Source organism: Enterobacter sp. ECC_219_Taxon_10 (assembly GCF_058354905.1).
In genome coordinates this window covers 79,420-97,149 of the sequence record NZ_CM178005.1, presented here as the reverse complement: position 1 = coordinate 97,149, position 17,730 = coordinate 79,420, and the positions used below count along the sequence as shown (strand labels likewise).

The window sequence follows — 17,730 nt, the reverse complement described above, 5'->3', positions numbered from 1 at the left end:
ATTTTATTCCATCACGGCAGAATTATTTTTAAGCGGAGGGAGGCGGTGCCAACCTGGTGGCCGCGTTTCAGATTAACGTCGAGATTGGCGACGAGCGGCGGCGGCTGCGTATTCGCGACCAGACCTTCCCCGCCGCAAGCATGCCATCAATCCCGGAATAGTAGAGTTTGGAATTGTTTATCTACAGGTCATCTTCTGAGACAACGTCTATCGCTCCACAGGCTTTAAATAACTTTTTCAATGCTCCGGCCATAAACATTGAGTCCAAAGTCGTTACTTCTATTAAAAAGTGGGTATTATTTAAGGGCATATCGAAAATAATAGTATCCCACCAAAACCATTCACGCTCATTTGGCTCCATCCATGATAACCATGACGATAACGTCCACTGTTCATCATGAGAAGCTTCAGTTAGTTTCTCTTCGTATGTCAGGGCTTCCCAGTCTTTTGTTTGTTTTTCCCTTTCGACTTCCGATAACTCAGGCAAGAAACAATGAGTAAATTGAAGTGGAAGTATATTTAACCATCTATCAAGAGACGGCCAATTTTGTGTCGAATAATTATTTATAATAGTCATAACATCTTTCGCAAGTGTCAAAACTAAATAAGCATCATTACACGACACAACGAACCTGGCGATTCCGACTCCAGATGCCTTACTCATCGCCTGGGGAGGGGTTGTTAACCTCTCCCTTTCTAAAACAATTTGCCGTAATACTTCGTCATTTACTTGCATCTTTTCCCGTCCCCGGAATGATCTTATCTTGCAATTCTTTCAGCTTTTCAGGTCTTATCCCATACTGATCTTTAGCTTTTGTTGGATCAGCAATCACAGGCTTTCCTTTGTTCTCTGGCAATCTGGCGACACTCTCTTTGACAGCCGTTCTTCTCAAATCATCCAAAACAGAGTTGGGTACTTCAAATGTTTTGATCGTTGCATCGTCCATATTTTGGATGCTGCGTTTTTCAAAAAACGCTATAGCTCTGGCTTTATCGCCAAAATTTAAATATAAGGTTGTACTGCCAGTGATAGTAACTTGTCCATTATCTCCAATCAAAAGGCGAGTGTTTGGTGTCCCTTCAACGCGATAAACAGTTACCGTACTCGGGCCTCTCATCCCATAAAGAGACCCAGCAACAGCCGCAGTACTGTGCACGGCCGTCATTCCATCATAAAGTATCGCGGCGGTTTCCGGACTGACGCCCCAGTTTTTGCCTATTAACTCAACACTGGCGTCACGCTGCGCCTTAGCATCGGCGGTGGCGTACTGCCACTGCTGCCCGGCAATTTTCTCGGCACCGTCTTTATACACACTGCCCATTGTGCCGACATACTGACCATCCATCTGCTCATCATAGCTCTGACCCATTACAGCCAGCTCCTGCCTCATCCCCTGACATGCTGATGACGACAGTCCCTGGCAGGCTTTATCCAGCGCTATATCGAATGCTTTATCCTTCGCATTAAGATCAGCAATCAGCTTTTCAGCTTTCGCTTTTTCTGTTGCGTCCTTGATATACGGCAATGACCACTTCGCGTCCTGGCGTTTTTTCTCATCCTGTGCACTGAGCGAGTTATTCTCAACTGTCGTCTTGCCCGCTTGCGCCGACGCTACCGCATTCGCGCTACTGTCTCCGACGAGTCCGCCAGCCAGGCCAGAAGCCAGTGTCGCTAGCGCAGATACCGTCTGTTTCTCTTCCTCGCTCAGTTCGCTGACTTTTTTACCAAAGCCATCAACCGCAATCTTACCGGCCAGCTCGCCCACCGCCGCACCGGCTGCGGCGGAAGCAGCATCTCTGCCGGAAGCCGCTGCAAGCGCGGCGTTGACGACAGCATGGGCCAGCACACGTCCTTTAAGATCCGTCTCGGGTATGGCATTAGCGATGGCATTGGCGATATACGGCGCGGCACCGCCGCCAATCGCAGCTTTTATGTCTCCTCCTGCAAGCGCCTGAACGGCTGCCGTTGCTGCCGTGATGGCGCGCTGGGTGCTCTGCCCCGTTCCCATGCCAGACTTGTTGAACGCTTCGTTATAGAAGGTCTGGTACATCTGATCATGAATTGCCTGATCGGTAACCTCTTTACCGTCTTTTTTCAGCTGGCTGATGGCGGCGTTACGCTCATCGCCGCCAGCGGTTTTCATCTTCTCGTTGGCCGCTTCCGTGGCCGCAATCTTGCCGTTGGTGTGCGCAATATCCGCAACCTGATTGCCGATCTCACCAATCATCTGCGCGGTTTGCAGTCGTTTTTGCTCTTTCTCTTTGTTAAAGATCGGGTCGATACTGCCGTTGGCATGGTCAGTGTCACGGCTGAGCGTGCTGACATCCTGCTTCTGATTAGACTGGTCGCGAACGATGATAGCGCCGTCGGCCACCGCTGACTGCGTGGTCCCTTCCGCATTGCCGCTGCTCCCCATCCCTGCCAGCAGGGTGTTGGCCATATTGCCAACCAGATTACCTGCAACCCCGACGCCGGTACTGAAGCCCACGCCCTGATGCTCAACCTTATACTCCGCTTTATTGTTGATGTCCGCGAAGCCTAGCGTCGCCGTCTCCAGGCGGTTTTTGTCTGCGTCAGCACGGCTGGCAATCACCGCACCGTCCAGCTGCGTATGGTTGCCGACGTTAATATCAAAGCCGCCTTTGCCTGCAAAGATCCCGGTCTGCTCCTGCACCGAGTCATAATTACTCTTCATCTTATCGCGGCTGATGCTAAAGCTACCGCTACCGCCGCCCGCACCCCAGGTGTAGCTTGCGCCAGCATTCATGCTCTGCTGTTTGCTGTCGTATTTGTCGCTATCCTGCAGGCTGCTGAGGGTCAGGTCGCGCCCGACATCCGCCGTGATTTTATCGCCATTGACCTGTGCGCCTTTCAGCACCGTGTCGCGGCCGCTCGTGAGGCTGACAGTCTGCCCGGCATCCAGCGTCGTTTCGTTCCAGGAGGTTCCATTACCTTTTTCTTTACCTTTTGCAGCGTTTACGCTGGCAGAGAGGGTGATACCCGCACCTTTCGGACCGGCGGTGATACCGATGCCGACCGAGCCACCTTTGCTGGAGTTGCTGCCCGTCAGCTTGTTGGTATCGGCTGCGCCCGCCAGGCTGATATCCTGGGCTGCATTAAGCGTCAGATCTTTGCCCGCCTTCAGTTGGCTGCCCGTCACGGTAATATCACCGCTGTTGGCAGCATGTCCCTGACCTGTCGCCGTGATGGCGAGGTTATTACCAGCATTCAGCGTGCTGCCGGTGGTCTTATCCTGCTCCGAATGTGAAGTGGATTTAGAAGACTGCCCGCCAATCGAGGCCATCACGCCGAACGCACCATTCCTGGTGGGGTCGCTGCCGTGGGTTACTTCTGCGAGACGGTTGGCCTGCACGGCCTGGGCACCCGAAAGCGCAGCTTTGGTCGCCTGTAACGCTGCGAGACGACCATCGCTCTGCTCTTTTACCGCCATTGCCGTGCTGGCGGCAGCGTTCACTGCGTCACCCACGGCGCCGGAGAGGGCAATCGTCAGGCCGCTGCTTTTCTGCTTGAAGGTTTGATCGCTGGTAAGCCTGTCATGACCCGGTTCGATCGCCACGCTGTCACCGGTGAGCGCCATGTCCTTGCCCGCCACCAGGTCCGCACCGCCGACATGAAGCTGATTACCGGCAGCGATATCCACGCTTCCCCCTGTCGAGCCCACCGTACTGAAGCTCTGGCTCTGGGTGGTGCCCTTCTCACGGAGATCCTGGGTACTTTTGCTGCTGCCGATGGTGAAGCCAATCCCGCCCGAGCCCATCAGGCCGGATTTTTTCTCTTCCTTAAAGCGCCAGGAGGTGTCGGTGTTGGTAGCTGCAACGATATCAACGTTGTTACCTGCCTTAAGCCGCACGTCGCCATCGCCCGCCACGGCGGAGCCTGACACCCGCAGGTTATTGCCCGCCACCACCTGCACGTTATCGCCGCTCAGCAATGAGCCGGATTCACGCGTCGCGCTGTTCTCCTCGATGGTGTGGGTGGTTTTCTTGCTCAGGAAACCTTTCTTAGTTTTGGTCTGCTCTTTGTAGTGGTAATCGCTGTCGGTAGCGGTGGCGAGATTTATGTCCCGCCCTGCGCCCACGCCAATATCCCCGTGTGCTGTGACCTGCGCCGCCTGGGCATTAACATCACGGTTCGCAATGATTGTGGTGCTGCTGCCGCTGGCGATCTCCGTTCCCTGCTGGCGCACGGACTGGTTGATCTCGACCTTTTTCTTCGCGCTGTATTTGTCGCTGGTTGTGGTCTCTGCCGCCAGCAGATCGATATCCCGTCCGGCCTGCAGCCCCACGCGATCCTGTGCGGCAAGCGCCGCGGCGTTACTGCGCAGATCGCGGCCTGCGGCCAGCGTCAGATCGTCGCCAGCGCTAATGACCGTACGCGTATTATCCGTCTTCAGGGAATCCGTTTTCGCGGTCTGGCTGTGGCGGCTATTCTGCGCCACATCCAGCACCAGATCGTTCCCCGCCCAAAGCGCAGCGCTGCCTCCGGCCGTCAGATTACTGCCCGTAACGTTCAGATCGTGACCTGCCTGCAGGCCAAGATTGCCTCCGCTGGTGACCGTACTGCCCTGGTTGGTGACGGTCTCATTGAGATTGCGGCCATAACGGTCGCGCGTCACCAGTTGATTCCCTGTAACAGAGATATCATCCAGCGCTTTTAGCAACATATCGCCGCCAGCACTGAGGTTAGCGCCAGTATTGATGATATCTTTCCCGGCGCTCAGGGTCAGGCTGTCCGTCGCTTTGATGGAAGCAAGTGCGCCCAGGTCGGTTTGCGTCAGCGAGACGGCCTGGCTGTTCCATCCGTTCGTAGCGCCCGAGATATTCCACTGGTTGGTCAGCGTCTGGTTAATAATGCTCCCCCCCACGCTCTCAAGGCTAACCGTCTGCCCGCTGATGGTGGACCCCACGTTATTGATATTGCCCAGGGCGCTAAGCTGCAGGCTTCCGCTGGAACCGATCAGGCCGCCATTGATGTTGTTGATTGTGCTCTGGCTGCTGGCAGCCAGCAGGCTTTTACCCTGCAGCGTACTGCCGTCATTCGTGATGCTGCCAGCATTAAGGATCACCTGGTTCCCGGCGATAATGCTCCCTTTGTTAAACGCCACGTCCTTCGCCGACAGGTACAGCCTTGGCACGAGGACATTTTGTCCCTCAATCACCGTGTTTTCCCACCACAGGATACTGGAATCCAGCGAGGCAACCTGCTCTTCCGACAGGCTGACGCCGAGCTGTAACCCCAGCTTGTCACGGGCCTGAGCGGCGCGATCGATCAGATACTGCATCTGCTCAAGGTCGGAGCCCACGCCGTTAACGTAGCGGCTACCGGTCTCGTTCAGGATCTGATTGCTGACGTAGCGGGTGTCGAAGGCCGCATCGCCCAGGAAACGGTAATCATATTCCGGACGCAGATTCAGACGCGCCAGGAAATAATCCGACCCCAGGAACTGCGTGGTATCGGTATAGGTTGTACGGTTTTCCTGCGGCGCCGAAGGCGGCGTTGTCCCGGCCAGCTTGTACAAATCATTAAACAGGCTGCTATCCAGTTGCCCTAAACCCGCCAGTTTCGGGTTGGTAACAATGAGATACGGGCTTTTCGGATCGCGGTTTGCCACAAAATAGCCGTTATTGTTGGCCGGTAGCGGATAGTCGCTCAGCTTAATCGGCGAACCATTGCTGGTCAGCGCTGGGGCAACCGACGAGATATCGGTAAGCGAAACAGGACGGTAGTTATAACCCGGTGGCGGAGGCGTTTTCCCGCCGCTGGAAAGCGAAATGATCTGAGCCGTTACCGCAGCGATTTCACCGATCTTATCGCGGGAAGCCAGCGCGGACGTTCCGCTTGTTCCCGACTGCTTCTGCCCCGCCAGCGCTACGGCATCGCTGGCAATAGTCGTATGCTTGCCACCCGTGCTGCCGGGAACCACCAGGGCTGCACCGGTCCCGGTCAAATCAACCGGCGTACCGTTCGCACCGTTCTGGGAGGTTAAGCCTGCAGCCTGCAGGTGAACGTCAGCCAGCTTGCCGCCAGCCTGGCCAAAATCGCCGATGCTCTGGGGACGGTTATCAATCGATGCCAGACCGTTATTACCGGCATTGCGGCTGGTGAGCGCTTCCGCATTGCCTATGCCACTCCCACCGCCGGGCAGGTTAATGGTCGCCTGCGGTGCGGCAACGCTTTGGCTGCTTGCCGCGCCGAGCCCGGTGGCCTTAGCGCCAGACGCAACGGTCGGACCGCCAGACAGGTTCAGCCCGGGGGCACTGAGGCCAGGCTTATAGCCCGGGGCGTTCGCCGTGGTGGAGGTATTGCTGATATTGTTGCTGAAGCTGGCGACTACCGCGCCGCCAGCCTGGATAACGGCGCGATAAACGTCTCCGCTGGCCCCTTCAGTGGTCACACTGTCAAGAACATAGCTAATCGACTTCGATACCAGCTTGTCATAGCTTCGCGTGGTCTCATCAGGTCTGCGAGCATATTTATCGCCTACCCCATAGCGATAAACGTTATAAACCGTCGACGTGCCGTTTAGCCATGACTGGTTATTTAAGGTACTTCCTGAAAGCTGAATATTTCTGTTCGCCAGAATCGACGACGCCATATTTTCAACGTTATCAGACCGGGCGATGATGTCTCGGCCGGACGCAATGCGGGACTGCTGCCCCTTCGCGCTCACGGAAACCGAAACGGTTTTAACGGCAACTTTTTGAACATCCGCGTCTTCATAAGGCGCATAGTTGCCAAGCATTTCGCTCCAGTCGTCACCGTGGCCGTGATAACGCTGTCCTTCCGTCACATAAATACCGTATTTACCGGTACCGGAAGAGGAAATCCAGTCCACAGGAATATCCGCCGTTCCACCCTTAACCCAGGACGGTGCAATATTCGTTTCGCTCTGGACTGCATTGAGCCCATCCCGCTCGTTTACTAAATGCCCGGTCAGGATTGAAATGTCGCCACGCTGGGTTTCAATACTGCCTGAGGTATTCACGACCTCCGCGCTAGCGTTACCTGCGCTGTCGCGCTGCATCCACAGGCTGTTGCCGGCCAGAATATCGCCGCGCGCGTTACGGATACTGTTCGCCAGCAGGCTCATATTATTGCCCGCGTACAGCAGAGCGCTATTCAGCAGCGTGCTTCCGGCGCTGGCGATCAAATCGCCTGCAGTTCCGACAAACCCTGCGTTATTAATACCATTCAGGCTGCTCAGGCGCAGCGTACCGCCCGCCTCGACGCTGCCTGTACCATTCAGGTTTAGCTGTCCTGCGCTAAGCTGGCTTTCGCCATAGCCCGCCCGCAGCTGGCCGTTATTATTCAGCGTACCCGCAGCGGAAAGCTGTATCCCCTTGCCCTGCATCAGGCCATTGGTCGTGATATCGCCCTGGCTGGTGACGGACAGCGTATTCCCCGCAGCCAGCGTAGTCAGCTGATTATAAGAAGCCTTACTCGCGAGGGAGAGGTCCCCCAGCGCCACAACCTGCCCCTGAAGGCCGGTATTAGTGGCGTTAATCGCCAGGTTACCCTGGCTAAGCATCCGGGCAGCAGCAGCGTTATTGACCTGCGAGGCGGCAATCCCCAGATTTTGGGTGGCGTATACCGTACCGTTATTATCGAGCTGGCCCGGATTAACCGTCAGGTTCGCGCCCTGCAGCATGCCGTTGTTTACAATATAATTACCACCGAGCGTTCCCTGCTGCTGTGCCAGCACCGTACCGCTGTTGTTCAGCGAACCGGCGTTGAGCCACAGCGCAAAGCCCTGCACCCAGCCGCTGTTGGTCAGCCCCGGCGTATTCAGCGTTAGCGTTGCACCACTGAGTAACTGCCCCTGATTACTGCCGCGATCGCGCAGGTCAAGCTGTGTATTACCGTTCCCCTGTAGCGTACCGTCATTATTCAGCGTCTGTGCGCCCAGCTGGAAAGTGCCCTGGCTCAGCATCACGGCATTGCGTCCGTTATCGACGTTACCGCGCAGCGTGGCGTTGAGCGCGGTATTCGCCTCCATGCGGCCCTGGTTATTCAGGCTACCGGCATTCAGCGTCAGGGTGCTCCCCTGGATATGACCGAGGTTGGTCAGGATATTGGCGCCCATGCTGAGCAGGCCGTTGCTTAACAGCTTCGCACCCGCCTGCTGGTCAAGATCGCCGCTGAGCGTGACGCCAAGGCCATCGGCACCGCTGATGCTGCCGCTGTTACTGAGCGAACCGCCCGACAGCGACATCTTCTTCGCCAGCATTTGCCCCTGATTCTTCAGCGTTGGCGCCCCGAGCGTGGCCGTCCCGTTCGCCACCATTGAGCCCGTATTGACCAGGGAGGAGGTCAGCGCGAGATCCATATTTCCCGCGCTTTGCAGCGTGCCGTTGTTCTGTAACTGCCGGGCGTTAACCTTCAGGTACTGCGACTGCCACAGACCATCATTCGTGATGCTCTGCCCACCCGCCAGCAGCGTTCCCTGCGTTTTCATTGATGCACCGGCCCGGTTGGTCAGCCCCTGAAGAGGTTGAAGCGTCAGGGCGTTCAGACCAATCACGGAACCGGCGTTATCGACCGTACCACTATTTACCGTCAGGGTACTGCCCTGAAGGCTGCCCCCGTTTGACAGGCTGCCGCCGTCCACTATCAGGTCACCGTCAACCAGCAGAGAGCCCTGGTTATTCAGCGCCCCCGCAGCGACGCGCGTACTCCCCTGGCCAAGCAGGCGACCCGTGTTGGTCAACTGGTTATCAACCTGAGCGGTCAGTCCGTCGGTACCGAGCGCGCTGCCGCTGTTGTTCCAGCCACTCGCGTTCACGCCCAGCCGTTGCCCCTGCATTATCCCGGCATTCACAAGCTGACCGGCCTTGAACGTCAGCTGTCCGCCGGTAAGCAGTTTACCGCCCGTCAGGTTGTTCAGCGTCGGGCCGGTAATCGACAGCCCGCCGTCGCCCTGAAGCACGCCGCGGTTATTCAGGATATTGACCGCCAGCGTGGCATTACTCGCCGCCAGCTGACCTGCGTTATCCAGCCTTGCGGCCGTCAGGTTCAGCCCCTGCTGAGCGAGCAGCCGTCCACTTTGTTGGTTCGTCAGCTGGTTGCCGATATTCAGGCCCAGATCGCGCGCCTGCACGATGCCCTGGTTGTCGAGATTATCGAGATTAAGCGTGAGCCCCTGCTGCGAAAGCAGCAGCCCCTGGTTGGTCAGCTGCGGCAGGGAAAGCGTCAGCGCCCCGCCGGTGATAATTTGCCCGTCGCTCTTATTGTTAAGTACCAGAGTTGATGGCGTCAGGGAGTTCAGCGCCAGCGCGCTGTTGCCCTGCAGCAAGCCGACGTTGGTCAGCAGATTGGTGATGATATTCACCGAATCTCCCGCTAACGTGCCCTGGTTGTTAAGGCTGGCGGCGCTCAGGGTCAGATCTTTTTGTGCCACCAGGCGTGCATTGCCGCGGTTCACGACGTCGCCGGAGAAGCTTAGCCCCACGCGGCTCCCTTGTAGCGTTCCCTGGTTATCCAGGGTGGCTCCGGAAAGGACCAGCGCCTCTTTTACAGACATCAATCCCAGGTTGACCATCTGCGGGATAGAGAGATTCAGCGAGCTGCCGCTAACAATTTGCCCGTTCGTCAGATTGTTGAGACGCGGCGTGTGCAGCGCCAGCGCGCTATCTCCCTGCAGGATGCCGTTGTTGTCGATCTGGCCGCTGGTAAGCTCGACACTCATTGCGGCAAGCACACCGTTATTCGTCAGGCTGGCGCTCTGGCTGATAAGTTGACGGGTCGCCAGCAGCTTGCCCCCGCTCTGGTTATTCAGCTGTTGCGCGACGTTAAGATTTAACGCTCCGGCAGACAATGTGCCCAGGTTGTCAAAGCTGCCGGTCGTCAGCGTCATATCCTGACTCGCCTGAACGAGCCCGCCGTTGGTAAACTGCGGCAGATCGAGATTAAGCGAGCCGCCGGACAGAATTTGTCCACCGGTAAGGTTATCCAGGGCCCGGGTATCGAACGTCAACGCAGCGCTACCCTGCAATAAACCGCTGTTGCTGATGCTGTCCGATTGCAGGTTAAGCGTACCCGCCGCCAACTGCCCGCGGTTATCTACAGCGCCTGCGCGAATATCAAACCCGGCCTCGCTGAGTAACGTTCCGCTGTTTGTCAGCGTGCTGCTGACGTTCAGGCTCGCGCCTTGCTGGCCAAGCAGCGTTCCCTCGTTATTCCAGCTTCCGGCCTTAACGTTCAGCGTCCGGCCCTGTAGCGTGCCGGCGTTATCGCCCTTATCCCCGGCAATCGTCAAATCGCCGCCGCTTAACAGCTGTCCGCCGATCAGGTTATTAATCACTTTGGCAGCAGGCGTCTGCGCGGCGTCAACACTTCTCAGGCCCGAGGTCTGTGCCGCTTGACCCTGGATCGCCAGCCCACTGTTACCCTGCACCAGGCCGCTATTGTTCAGGATCCCGAGAGCCAGGTGCGCATTATCTGCCGCCAGCGTGCCGCTGTTGGTTAACGTATTGCCGTCAAAAGCCAGCGCCTGGGTGGCAAGCACTTTGCCCGTGTCCCGGTTGGTCAGCGCGTTTTTTACCGCGAGGGTCAGCGTGTCGGCCTGAATCACACCGCTGTTAGTCAGCATTGCGCTCGTGAGATTTAGCGCCTGTTTGGCCAGAAGCGTACCAACGTTGCTGAACGCGTCTGCAACGAGATTCAAAGCACCATTGCTTTGCAGCGTCCCGGTATTGTTCAGCTCTCCGGTGCTCACGCTAACCGTATTTGCTGCCAGAATACCGCTATTATCGAGCTGACTGGCGTCAAGCTGCAGCTTGCCCTGGCTCAGCATTTGCCCGCTGATGGTCGCGGTATTATCCACATTCAGCGTCAGATCGCCTTTACCTGTCAGCGAACCCGCATTAGTGAAATCCACGCCGTGCAGGAGAGCGTTCTGCCCCTGCATCAGGCCATTGTTATTCAGCTGCTGGCCGGTGATATCGAGCAGCCCACCGCTTAATATCTTGCCTGCTTGATCGTTATCGAGGCCGGTAACGGCAAGTTTTAGACCAATATCCCCCTGCAGCAGGCCGCTATTTTGCCCGCGCCCGGACGTAATAATGACGTTGTTGCCGATAAGCTGCCCGTCGTTACGCCAGCTTCCGGCGTTAAGCGTCAGCAGGTCGTCTGCAAACAGATGCCCCTCAGGCTGGTTGTTTACCTGACCGGACAAATTCAGCTGCACATTCAGTGCTTCCAGACCACCGCGGTTATCAAGAGAAGTCCCGTCCAGGCGCAGGTTTTTCCCCGTCGACATCAGCCCGTCATTGACCAGCGCAGGTACCGTCAGCGCTATATCATCGCCTGCTACCAGCGAACCGCTCTTTTGATTGGACAATGAGGCGGCGGAGAAGCTGAGCTTGCCGTCGGCCTGAATTAATCCGCTGTTATTTGCCTGCCCCACTGCGCTGTCGATGTTAACGGTTGCAGCAGCAATTACCCCGGTATTAGAAAGCGCCCCGCTTTTCAGGCTGAGGGAATTCTGGCTGATAAGGCGCCCGTCGTTGTTGAAGGCCCCGGCGAACAGAATATTCAGCGCCTCGCGGCCCAGCATTTGTCCGCGGTTAACGCCGCCAGACTGTCCACCCGCGAGCGTCAGGCTTTTCCCCTGAACCCGGCCAGCGTTATCCAGACGGTCAACATTAAGTCCCACATCACCATCGCTCAGCAATTGGCCGCTGGCGATGTTGTTCAACTGGCTGCCCTGCAGGCCGAGGGACTGGTTTCCCTGAATCAGCCCGCTATTTGTTAAGCTGCTAACCGCAAGACGCGCGTTACTGCTGATAAGCTTCCCGGCGTTATCACCGCTGGCGGCGTCAATCGAGAGGGTATCGTCTGCCAGCAGTACGCCACTGGTCAGGTTATTCAGCGTCTGTACCGACGTTAACGCCAGATTGCCCGCTTCAATATTGCCGCCATTCGTTAGCGTCAGCGCGTCGATAGCCAGCCCCTGGCTGACCGAAATCAGTCCGGCGTTGACCAGCTGATCAACATGTAAACTGCCCCCGCTGCCGCTCATTTCTGCGCCAGCAGTATTATTCAATTCCCCGGCGGTGAGCGACAGGCCGTTGACAGCAAGCACCTGGCCGCTGTTATCCAGCCTCCCCACACTGACCTGAACCGTATCCCCCTGCAGGCGACCGGCGTTTTTTCCCAGCACGGAATTCAGGGTAAGCGCGCCGCCGCTCAGGAGTTGACCTCCTGAAAGGTTATCCAGCGTAAGGCTGCTGACCGAAAGCCCCTGGTTTCCCTGCAGTAATCCCGCATTTGACAGAGTATCGGCGATCAAAGTGCCTGAGCGACTAATCAGCTGCCCCTGGTTGGTGAACACAGGCGTCGACAGATGAAGCGTATCATCTGCCAGCAGTACACCTTTCGCCTGGTTATTCAGCTGCTGGCGCAGCGTCAGCTGTAAATCCTTTGCCTCGATGTTCCCGGCGTTGTCCAGCGTCGCGGCCTCGATAGCCAGCCCCTGGGTGACCGAAATCAAACCGGCGTTAACCAGGTCGGGAATGGCAAGTCTTAGCCCGCTGCCGCTGATAATGCTGCCCTGCTTCTGGTTATGGAGTGAGGAGGCGGTAAAACCAAACAGCTGGTCACCCTGAAGCAAACCGTTATTGTTCATCTGCCGGGTGTTGATGTTCAGCTCGGGCGCCGCGATCTGCCCCTGGTTATCCAGCTGCTCGCTCGTAAGGCCCAGTTTGCCTTTGCTGAGCAAATTACCGTTATTGGTGAGGCTTTCGGTTCCGCTCAGGCTAAGCGCAGATAATCCCAGCATCTGGCCACTGTTATCCGCCCTTCTGGTATTCAGACCAATAGTCTCGCCCTGCACCTTACCGGCGTTGCTGAACCCTTGGGACTCATTGAACGTCAGCGTACCGCCGCTGACGACTTCGCCTTCGGAGGCATTGTTAAACTCCTCACCGTCAGCAACAAGTGCCGCGCTCCCCTGCAGCAAACCCTTATTGACGAGCGTCTTCGCGTTCAGCGTCGCGCTTTCCGACATCAGACGTCCGTCGTTACTGAGCAGCGGCGTCGCGAGCTTCAGGCTGCGCTGGGCGAGTAGGATCCCCTCAGCCAGGTTATTCAGCTTTTCGCGCAGCGTCAGCTGCAGATCCTGAGCTTCAATCCGCCCGTTGTTATCCAGCGTTAACGCATCAAGGGCAGCGCCTTGCTGAGCGGAGATCGCGCCAGCATTAACCAGCTGCTGTACGGTAACGGCCAGACCGCTGCCTGCCTGAAGAGTGCCGGAAAGCCGGTTAGCCAGCGCGCCGACATTCAGATCCAGCGCCCCGCCGCTTTGCAACCAGCCGTCGTTATTCAGGCTGTTGCCGCTAATGCGCAGATTGTCTGCCGTGACGCCGCCGAAATTAGCAAACTGCCCGGCGTTTACGCTGCCGCTCTGCTGGCTGACAAGCCGCCCGTCGGCGAGGTTAGTAAACGTATCGCGGACATTGACCGACAGATCGTCCAGCCCCGAAGCCTGACCCCCGTTGCTCCACTCCCCGGCGTCAATCGTCAGCGTTTTGCCCTGAACGCTGCCCGCGTTATCAAACGCCGGGGTGGTCAGCGCCAGCGACGCTTCCGCCAGCATTACGCCGCCTTGCTGATTACTTGATTTCTGACCCGCTTTCAGCGCCATCGACTGGGCTTCAAGATTGCCGCTGTTCGTCAGCATCAGGCTTTCAATGGTGAGCCCCTGCTTCACCGAAATCAGCCCGGCATTTACCAGCTGTGGGATGTTCAGCGTCAGCCCGCTGCCGCTGATGATTTTCCCGCCGCTCTGGTTAGCCAGCCTTTCGGAAGCGAGCCGCAACGTTTGCCCGCCCTGCAGCAGGCCGCTATTGTCGAGGGTATTCGCGCTCAGGTTCAGAGCGGATGAGGCCACTCTTCCGGCGTTATTGAACACCGGAGCGGTCAGGTCGAGAGTATTTTCTGCGAGCACGCTGCCGGAGGCCGTGTTGGTAAAGGCGTTATTTAGCGTCAGCGCCAGCGTGCTGGCAGCCAACTGACCGTCGTTGGTGAAGGTATTTCCCGTCAGCGTGAGTCCGTTGCGGGCCGTCATTTTGCCGCTGGCGTGGTTATCGGTATGCCCGTTAATGGCAATCGTTAAGGCATCGCTATCCAGAGAGCCACCGTTGGTCAACTGGCTGGCATTAATCTGCAGCGCTTTCTGCGCCAGCAGCGCCCCTCCGGCCTGCTGAACAATGGTTTCGGCGCTCAACGCCATGGCATTATCCGCCTGCAGGGTGCCGCTGGTGTCAATCTGGTTAGCCTGCAGAGAAACGTTGCTGCCGCGGCTCGTACCGCGATGCGTTAAGCTGCCGGTAGCGAGCGTCAGGTTGCCTTTTGCAGCCTGGACACCGTCCAGCCCGGCGGCGTTATGCGCCTGCAACAGCATATCGCCCTGCGACTGAAGCTGCCCGCTCGCCAGCGTCGTGATCCGGTCGCCGCTGAAGGACAGGCCGCCCTGGGCCAGAACCTCCCCGGCGATCTGCACATCACCCGCATTGAGCTGCAGGCTGCCCCCGCTGGTCAGCGTGCTCCCCTGAACAGCGCTGAATTGACGGCTGGTGAGCGCGAGATTCTGTTTCCCACTGACCAGCCCGTTGTTTATGACGCTGTCGGACTGCAGTCCGAGCCTGCCAGTGGATAACAATTGCCCGTTTTGCCCGATATTCAGCGCGCCGGTACCGCTAACGCTCAGATCGCTATCGCTGCTGAGCATTCCGTCAATCCAGGCATCCCCCGTTGAAATCCCCAGCACACCACCGGTCAGCAGCTGACCAGTGTGGTTCAACGTGCCCAGATCGAGCCGGGTATTTTTCTGCGCCTGTACCGCCCCGCTATTGGTAAAACCTCCCGCCTTCACGTTTAGATCGCCGTTCGCGGTCATTTTCCCGCTGTTAGCGAGCTGGCCTGCGGAAAGAGAGATACCGCTGCCTGCCAGCATCTTACCCGCATGGTCTGCAGCACCGGCGACGTTAGCCTGAATTGCGCCAGCCGCATTAACCTCACTCGTGGTATCTGCGGTAAGCGAACCAGAGCTCAGGTTAATGTCTTTACCCGCCGTTAACGTACCGTTAGCGACGCTCAGCTTTCCATTCCCGGCAAGCGTAATATCCCCGTCGCTAACCAGTTTGCCGTTCGTTACCGCCACGTCTGAACGGCTGTTGATCTGCATCGTTCCCGTACTTTTATGTTCGCCGCTGAGGACAACGCTATCCGCCTTCGCCGTCAGGCTACCGCTTGCAAGGCTGTTATTCACCCTCAGCTTACCGTTGGTATCCAGCGTAATATCGCCCTGTCGGGCGTTAAGATCCCCGAGGTTAACCCCGACGCCTTTTTCACTGGAAACAAGATGGATACGGTTGGCGTACATCCCGCCGAGCGCGCCAGTGTCCACAGAAACCTGAGGAGCCGCACCTTCCCCTGCGACAGGCGTGACGCTGCCGTCGGTGGCAACCCGGTTGGCGCCCACGGTCACAGTGAGATCTTTCGCGTGAATCGCGGCGTTCACTTCCGTTGCGCGCGCAATAATCGACAGCGCGTCGCTCCTGCTGGCGTCCAGCCCCTGGCCTTCAACCGTGATGGCCCCTTTCGTCACGTCCAGCGCCAGCAGGTTACCGTTAGCGTCAAACTGCGGTTTACCCGTGGTCAGCGTGGCATTGGGGGTGTTGATAAACCCGCATCCGTTACAGGTGATACCGTACGGGTTAGCCACCATGACGTTTGCCGCCTTGCCGGCGACTTCCGTGTAGCCCTGCAGCTGGGAGCGGCTGGCCCCTGTGACTTCGTTGATGATGCCTTTCGCTTCCCGCCCGGCCTGCAGGTTGGGGTTGTTCTGGATAAGCCCGCCCAGTTGGGTCTGGGTTAAGCGGTCCGTGCCGTTATTGAGGATAAGCCCCTCTTTGCCGACGTTGTAATCCTGGAACTGGTTATGCGAAATACCCGCCCCGTTCGGCGTGGCGATATTGATGACCGGAACCCCGTTCCCCGCCTGGTCCATCCGGGTACCTGGCGTCACCGGGTTGATGGATGCAGCAACTGCGGGAAAGACTGGCTGCCCTGCCACAAGAAACATGACCAGATAACTAATCAGACGCTTCGCTAATCCAACGGGATGCTTATCCATGCCTTTACCTTAAATCATCAACCCAATACGGTAATAAATGTCGAGGCGCTCAGGTGCCAAATCGCCCGGATAATAAAGCCGAGCGCCCTGCCCGATATTAAGCAGGCGGCGAATATCACGTGTAGTCAGGAGAAAAAGATGCGGTATTGCCGAGGGAGCAATACAATAACGAACAACGAAAGACAGCCGGGCTGTAATTACGCATAAGCAGAGAGAATTTTTTGAGTTTTCTTCAGTATGCCACCCCCACCATAAATAGGAATAGTCCCAAAGGAAGCACTACCAGAATTAGTAGTAATATTTAGGTTAAGGATGAAAATAATTAAAAACATGTGATATCGATGGGCAGCAGCGATGAAAATGGCATTATTCCGCTCGTCTTACTTCGCTATTTAAATAGAGATAGAGATGGGGGGCCGTCTGCTCTAATTTTTGATACGTAAGACGATTGTAAGTCTCTGCTATACGCGGGAAGGGGATGGTTCTGGTGGGATATGCTGGGGGGGGGGCGGGGGTTTAAGGGAAGGGCATTTTTAATAGCCTTGATGGCTGGTAAACAATTCTCGGCTCTAGAACTGGGATCACTAGCAGAATTTATCTAAAGTAGAATCGCCTGTCTAATCGGAAATTAACGTCTAAATTCTTACAGGAAACGTAGATCCTGCTCAGTAAATTATCAATACTTTTGCATTTGACTTCTTAGCGCGTCTGTATCGCTGCATACAGTTAGTTACATCCGCTTTCTTGCGGCACGAAATCTTTCCTTTGCACATTTCTAACTCTTTTTAAAAATGCTCCTGACGTTGGTGTTGGGAGCATTTGTACGTTTTAGCGGTTATTTTTCTGGATTTATATATGTATACCTACCATCAATTTCCAGACCAAGATCATTAGCTATTTTAAGCACTTGCGTGTACTCATCTTTACTGATCACAACATCATGATCAGCAATATGATCACATAGCGTTTCGAATGCTAATACATTCTCTGAAAACCCAAGATAACCAAGGGCAAAGTCAACTAATGAAGGATCCAGACGATTTTTTAATCCTTCACCAAATTCTCTAATTTCTTCGTTAATATCCATTTCACCCACACTATTTTTTAATAGGCTTTAAAGTTGGAGGAGTCGGATTACTATCCGGAAACGCTGTTACAATTTTCCCACTAGCGGGCTCGTATACCACACGAACTCTGACACCATCTCGTTCTTCCCAAGCAACCCACCTTGCCGGCCTACCTGCGTTTGTATACGCCCCACCAGTTCCGGTCTGAGCAAACCCTTGGGTATCGGGGGAGGTAGCAATGTCTTCTGCCTGGCCTGTACCGATGGCCGGTGCCAGGTTGCGGTTTTCACCGTTTCCTCTGCCACCCGCGCAGCCGGAAAGCGCCACCGTATAGCTGTTGCCGCTGGTCTGGCTCTCGTTGTGGAAATTACTGAAACCCAGCGTGGTGCAGCGGGAGTGCTAAACGATATCGGCGATGTGCCGGTGATTAGGGGCCGGGACGGGCATTTTAGGTGAGCCTGACGGCTAAAAGAAGATCCCGGCCCGGTGGCCGGGATCTCTACTAC

General features: G+C 56.4%; 2 protein-coding genes and 3 pseudogenes. All 5 read right to left on the bottom strand.

The features are described from left to right. Window positions 1-181 precede the first annotated feature (181 nt). The 5 genes and pseudogenes from AC4ICF_RS00345 to AC4ICF_RS00325 all read right to left on the bottom strand — a co-directional run bounded on the left by AC4ICF_RS00345 (window position 182) and on the right by AC4ICF_RS00325 (window position 17,244). A complete protein-coding gene (locus AC4ICF_RS00345; RefSeq protein ID WP_116342920.1) occupies window positions 182-736 on the bottom strand; it encodes a hypothetical protein in 555 nt (184 codons plus the stop codon). Next, window positions 723-1,445, bottom strand: a pseudogene (locus AC4ICF_RS00340) (DUF6862 domain-containing protein); the annotation flags it as partial. The pseudogene AC4ICF_RS00340 and the gene AC4ICF_RS00345, both read right to left, overlap by 14 nt. 99 nt (window positions 1,446-1,544) lie before the next feature. Further along, window positions 1,545-4,793: pseudogene (locus tag AC4ICF_RS00335) on the bottom strand (hemagglutinin repeat-containing protein); the annotation flags it as partial. Window positions 4,794-7,607: 2,814 nt separating this feature from the next. Beyond that, window positions 7,608-16,031, bottom strand: a pseudogene (locus tag AC4ICF_RS00330) (two-partner secretion domain-containing protein); the annotation flags it as partial. Window positions 16,032-16,992: 961 nt separating this feature from the next. Beyond that, entirely contained in the window at window positions 16,993-17,244 is a 252-nt protein-coding gene (locus tag AC4ICF_RS00325; protein ID WP_316380381.1) for a MafI family immunity protein, read from the bottom strand. Window positions 17,245-17,730: the final 486 nt, after the last annotated feature.

Bases quoted from the DNA above. Each gene is read 5' to 3' on its own strand.
- AC4ICF_RS00345 (WP_116342920.1), bottom strand. From the start codon at position 736: ATGCAAGTAAATGACGAAGTATTACGGCAAATTGTTTTAGAAAGGGAG.
- AC4ICF_RS00325 (WP_316380381.1), bottom strand. From the start codon at position 17,244: ATGGATATTAACGAAGAAATTAGAGAATTTGGTGAAGGATTAAAAAAT.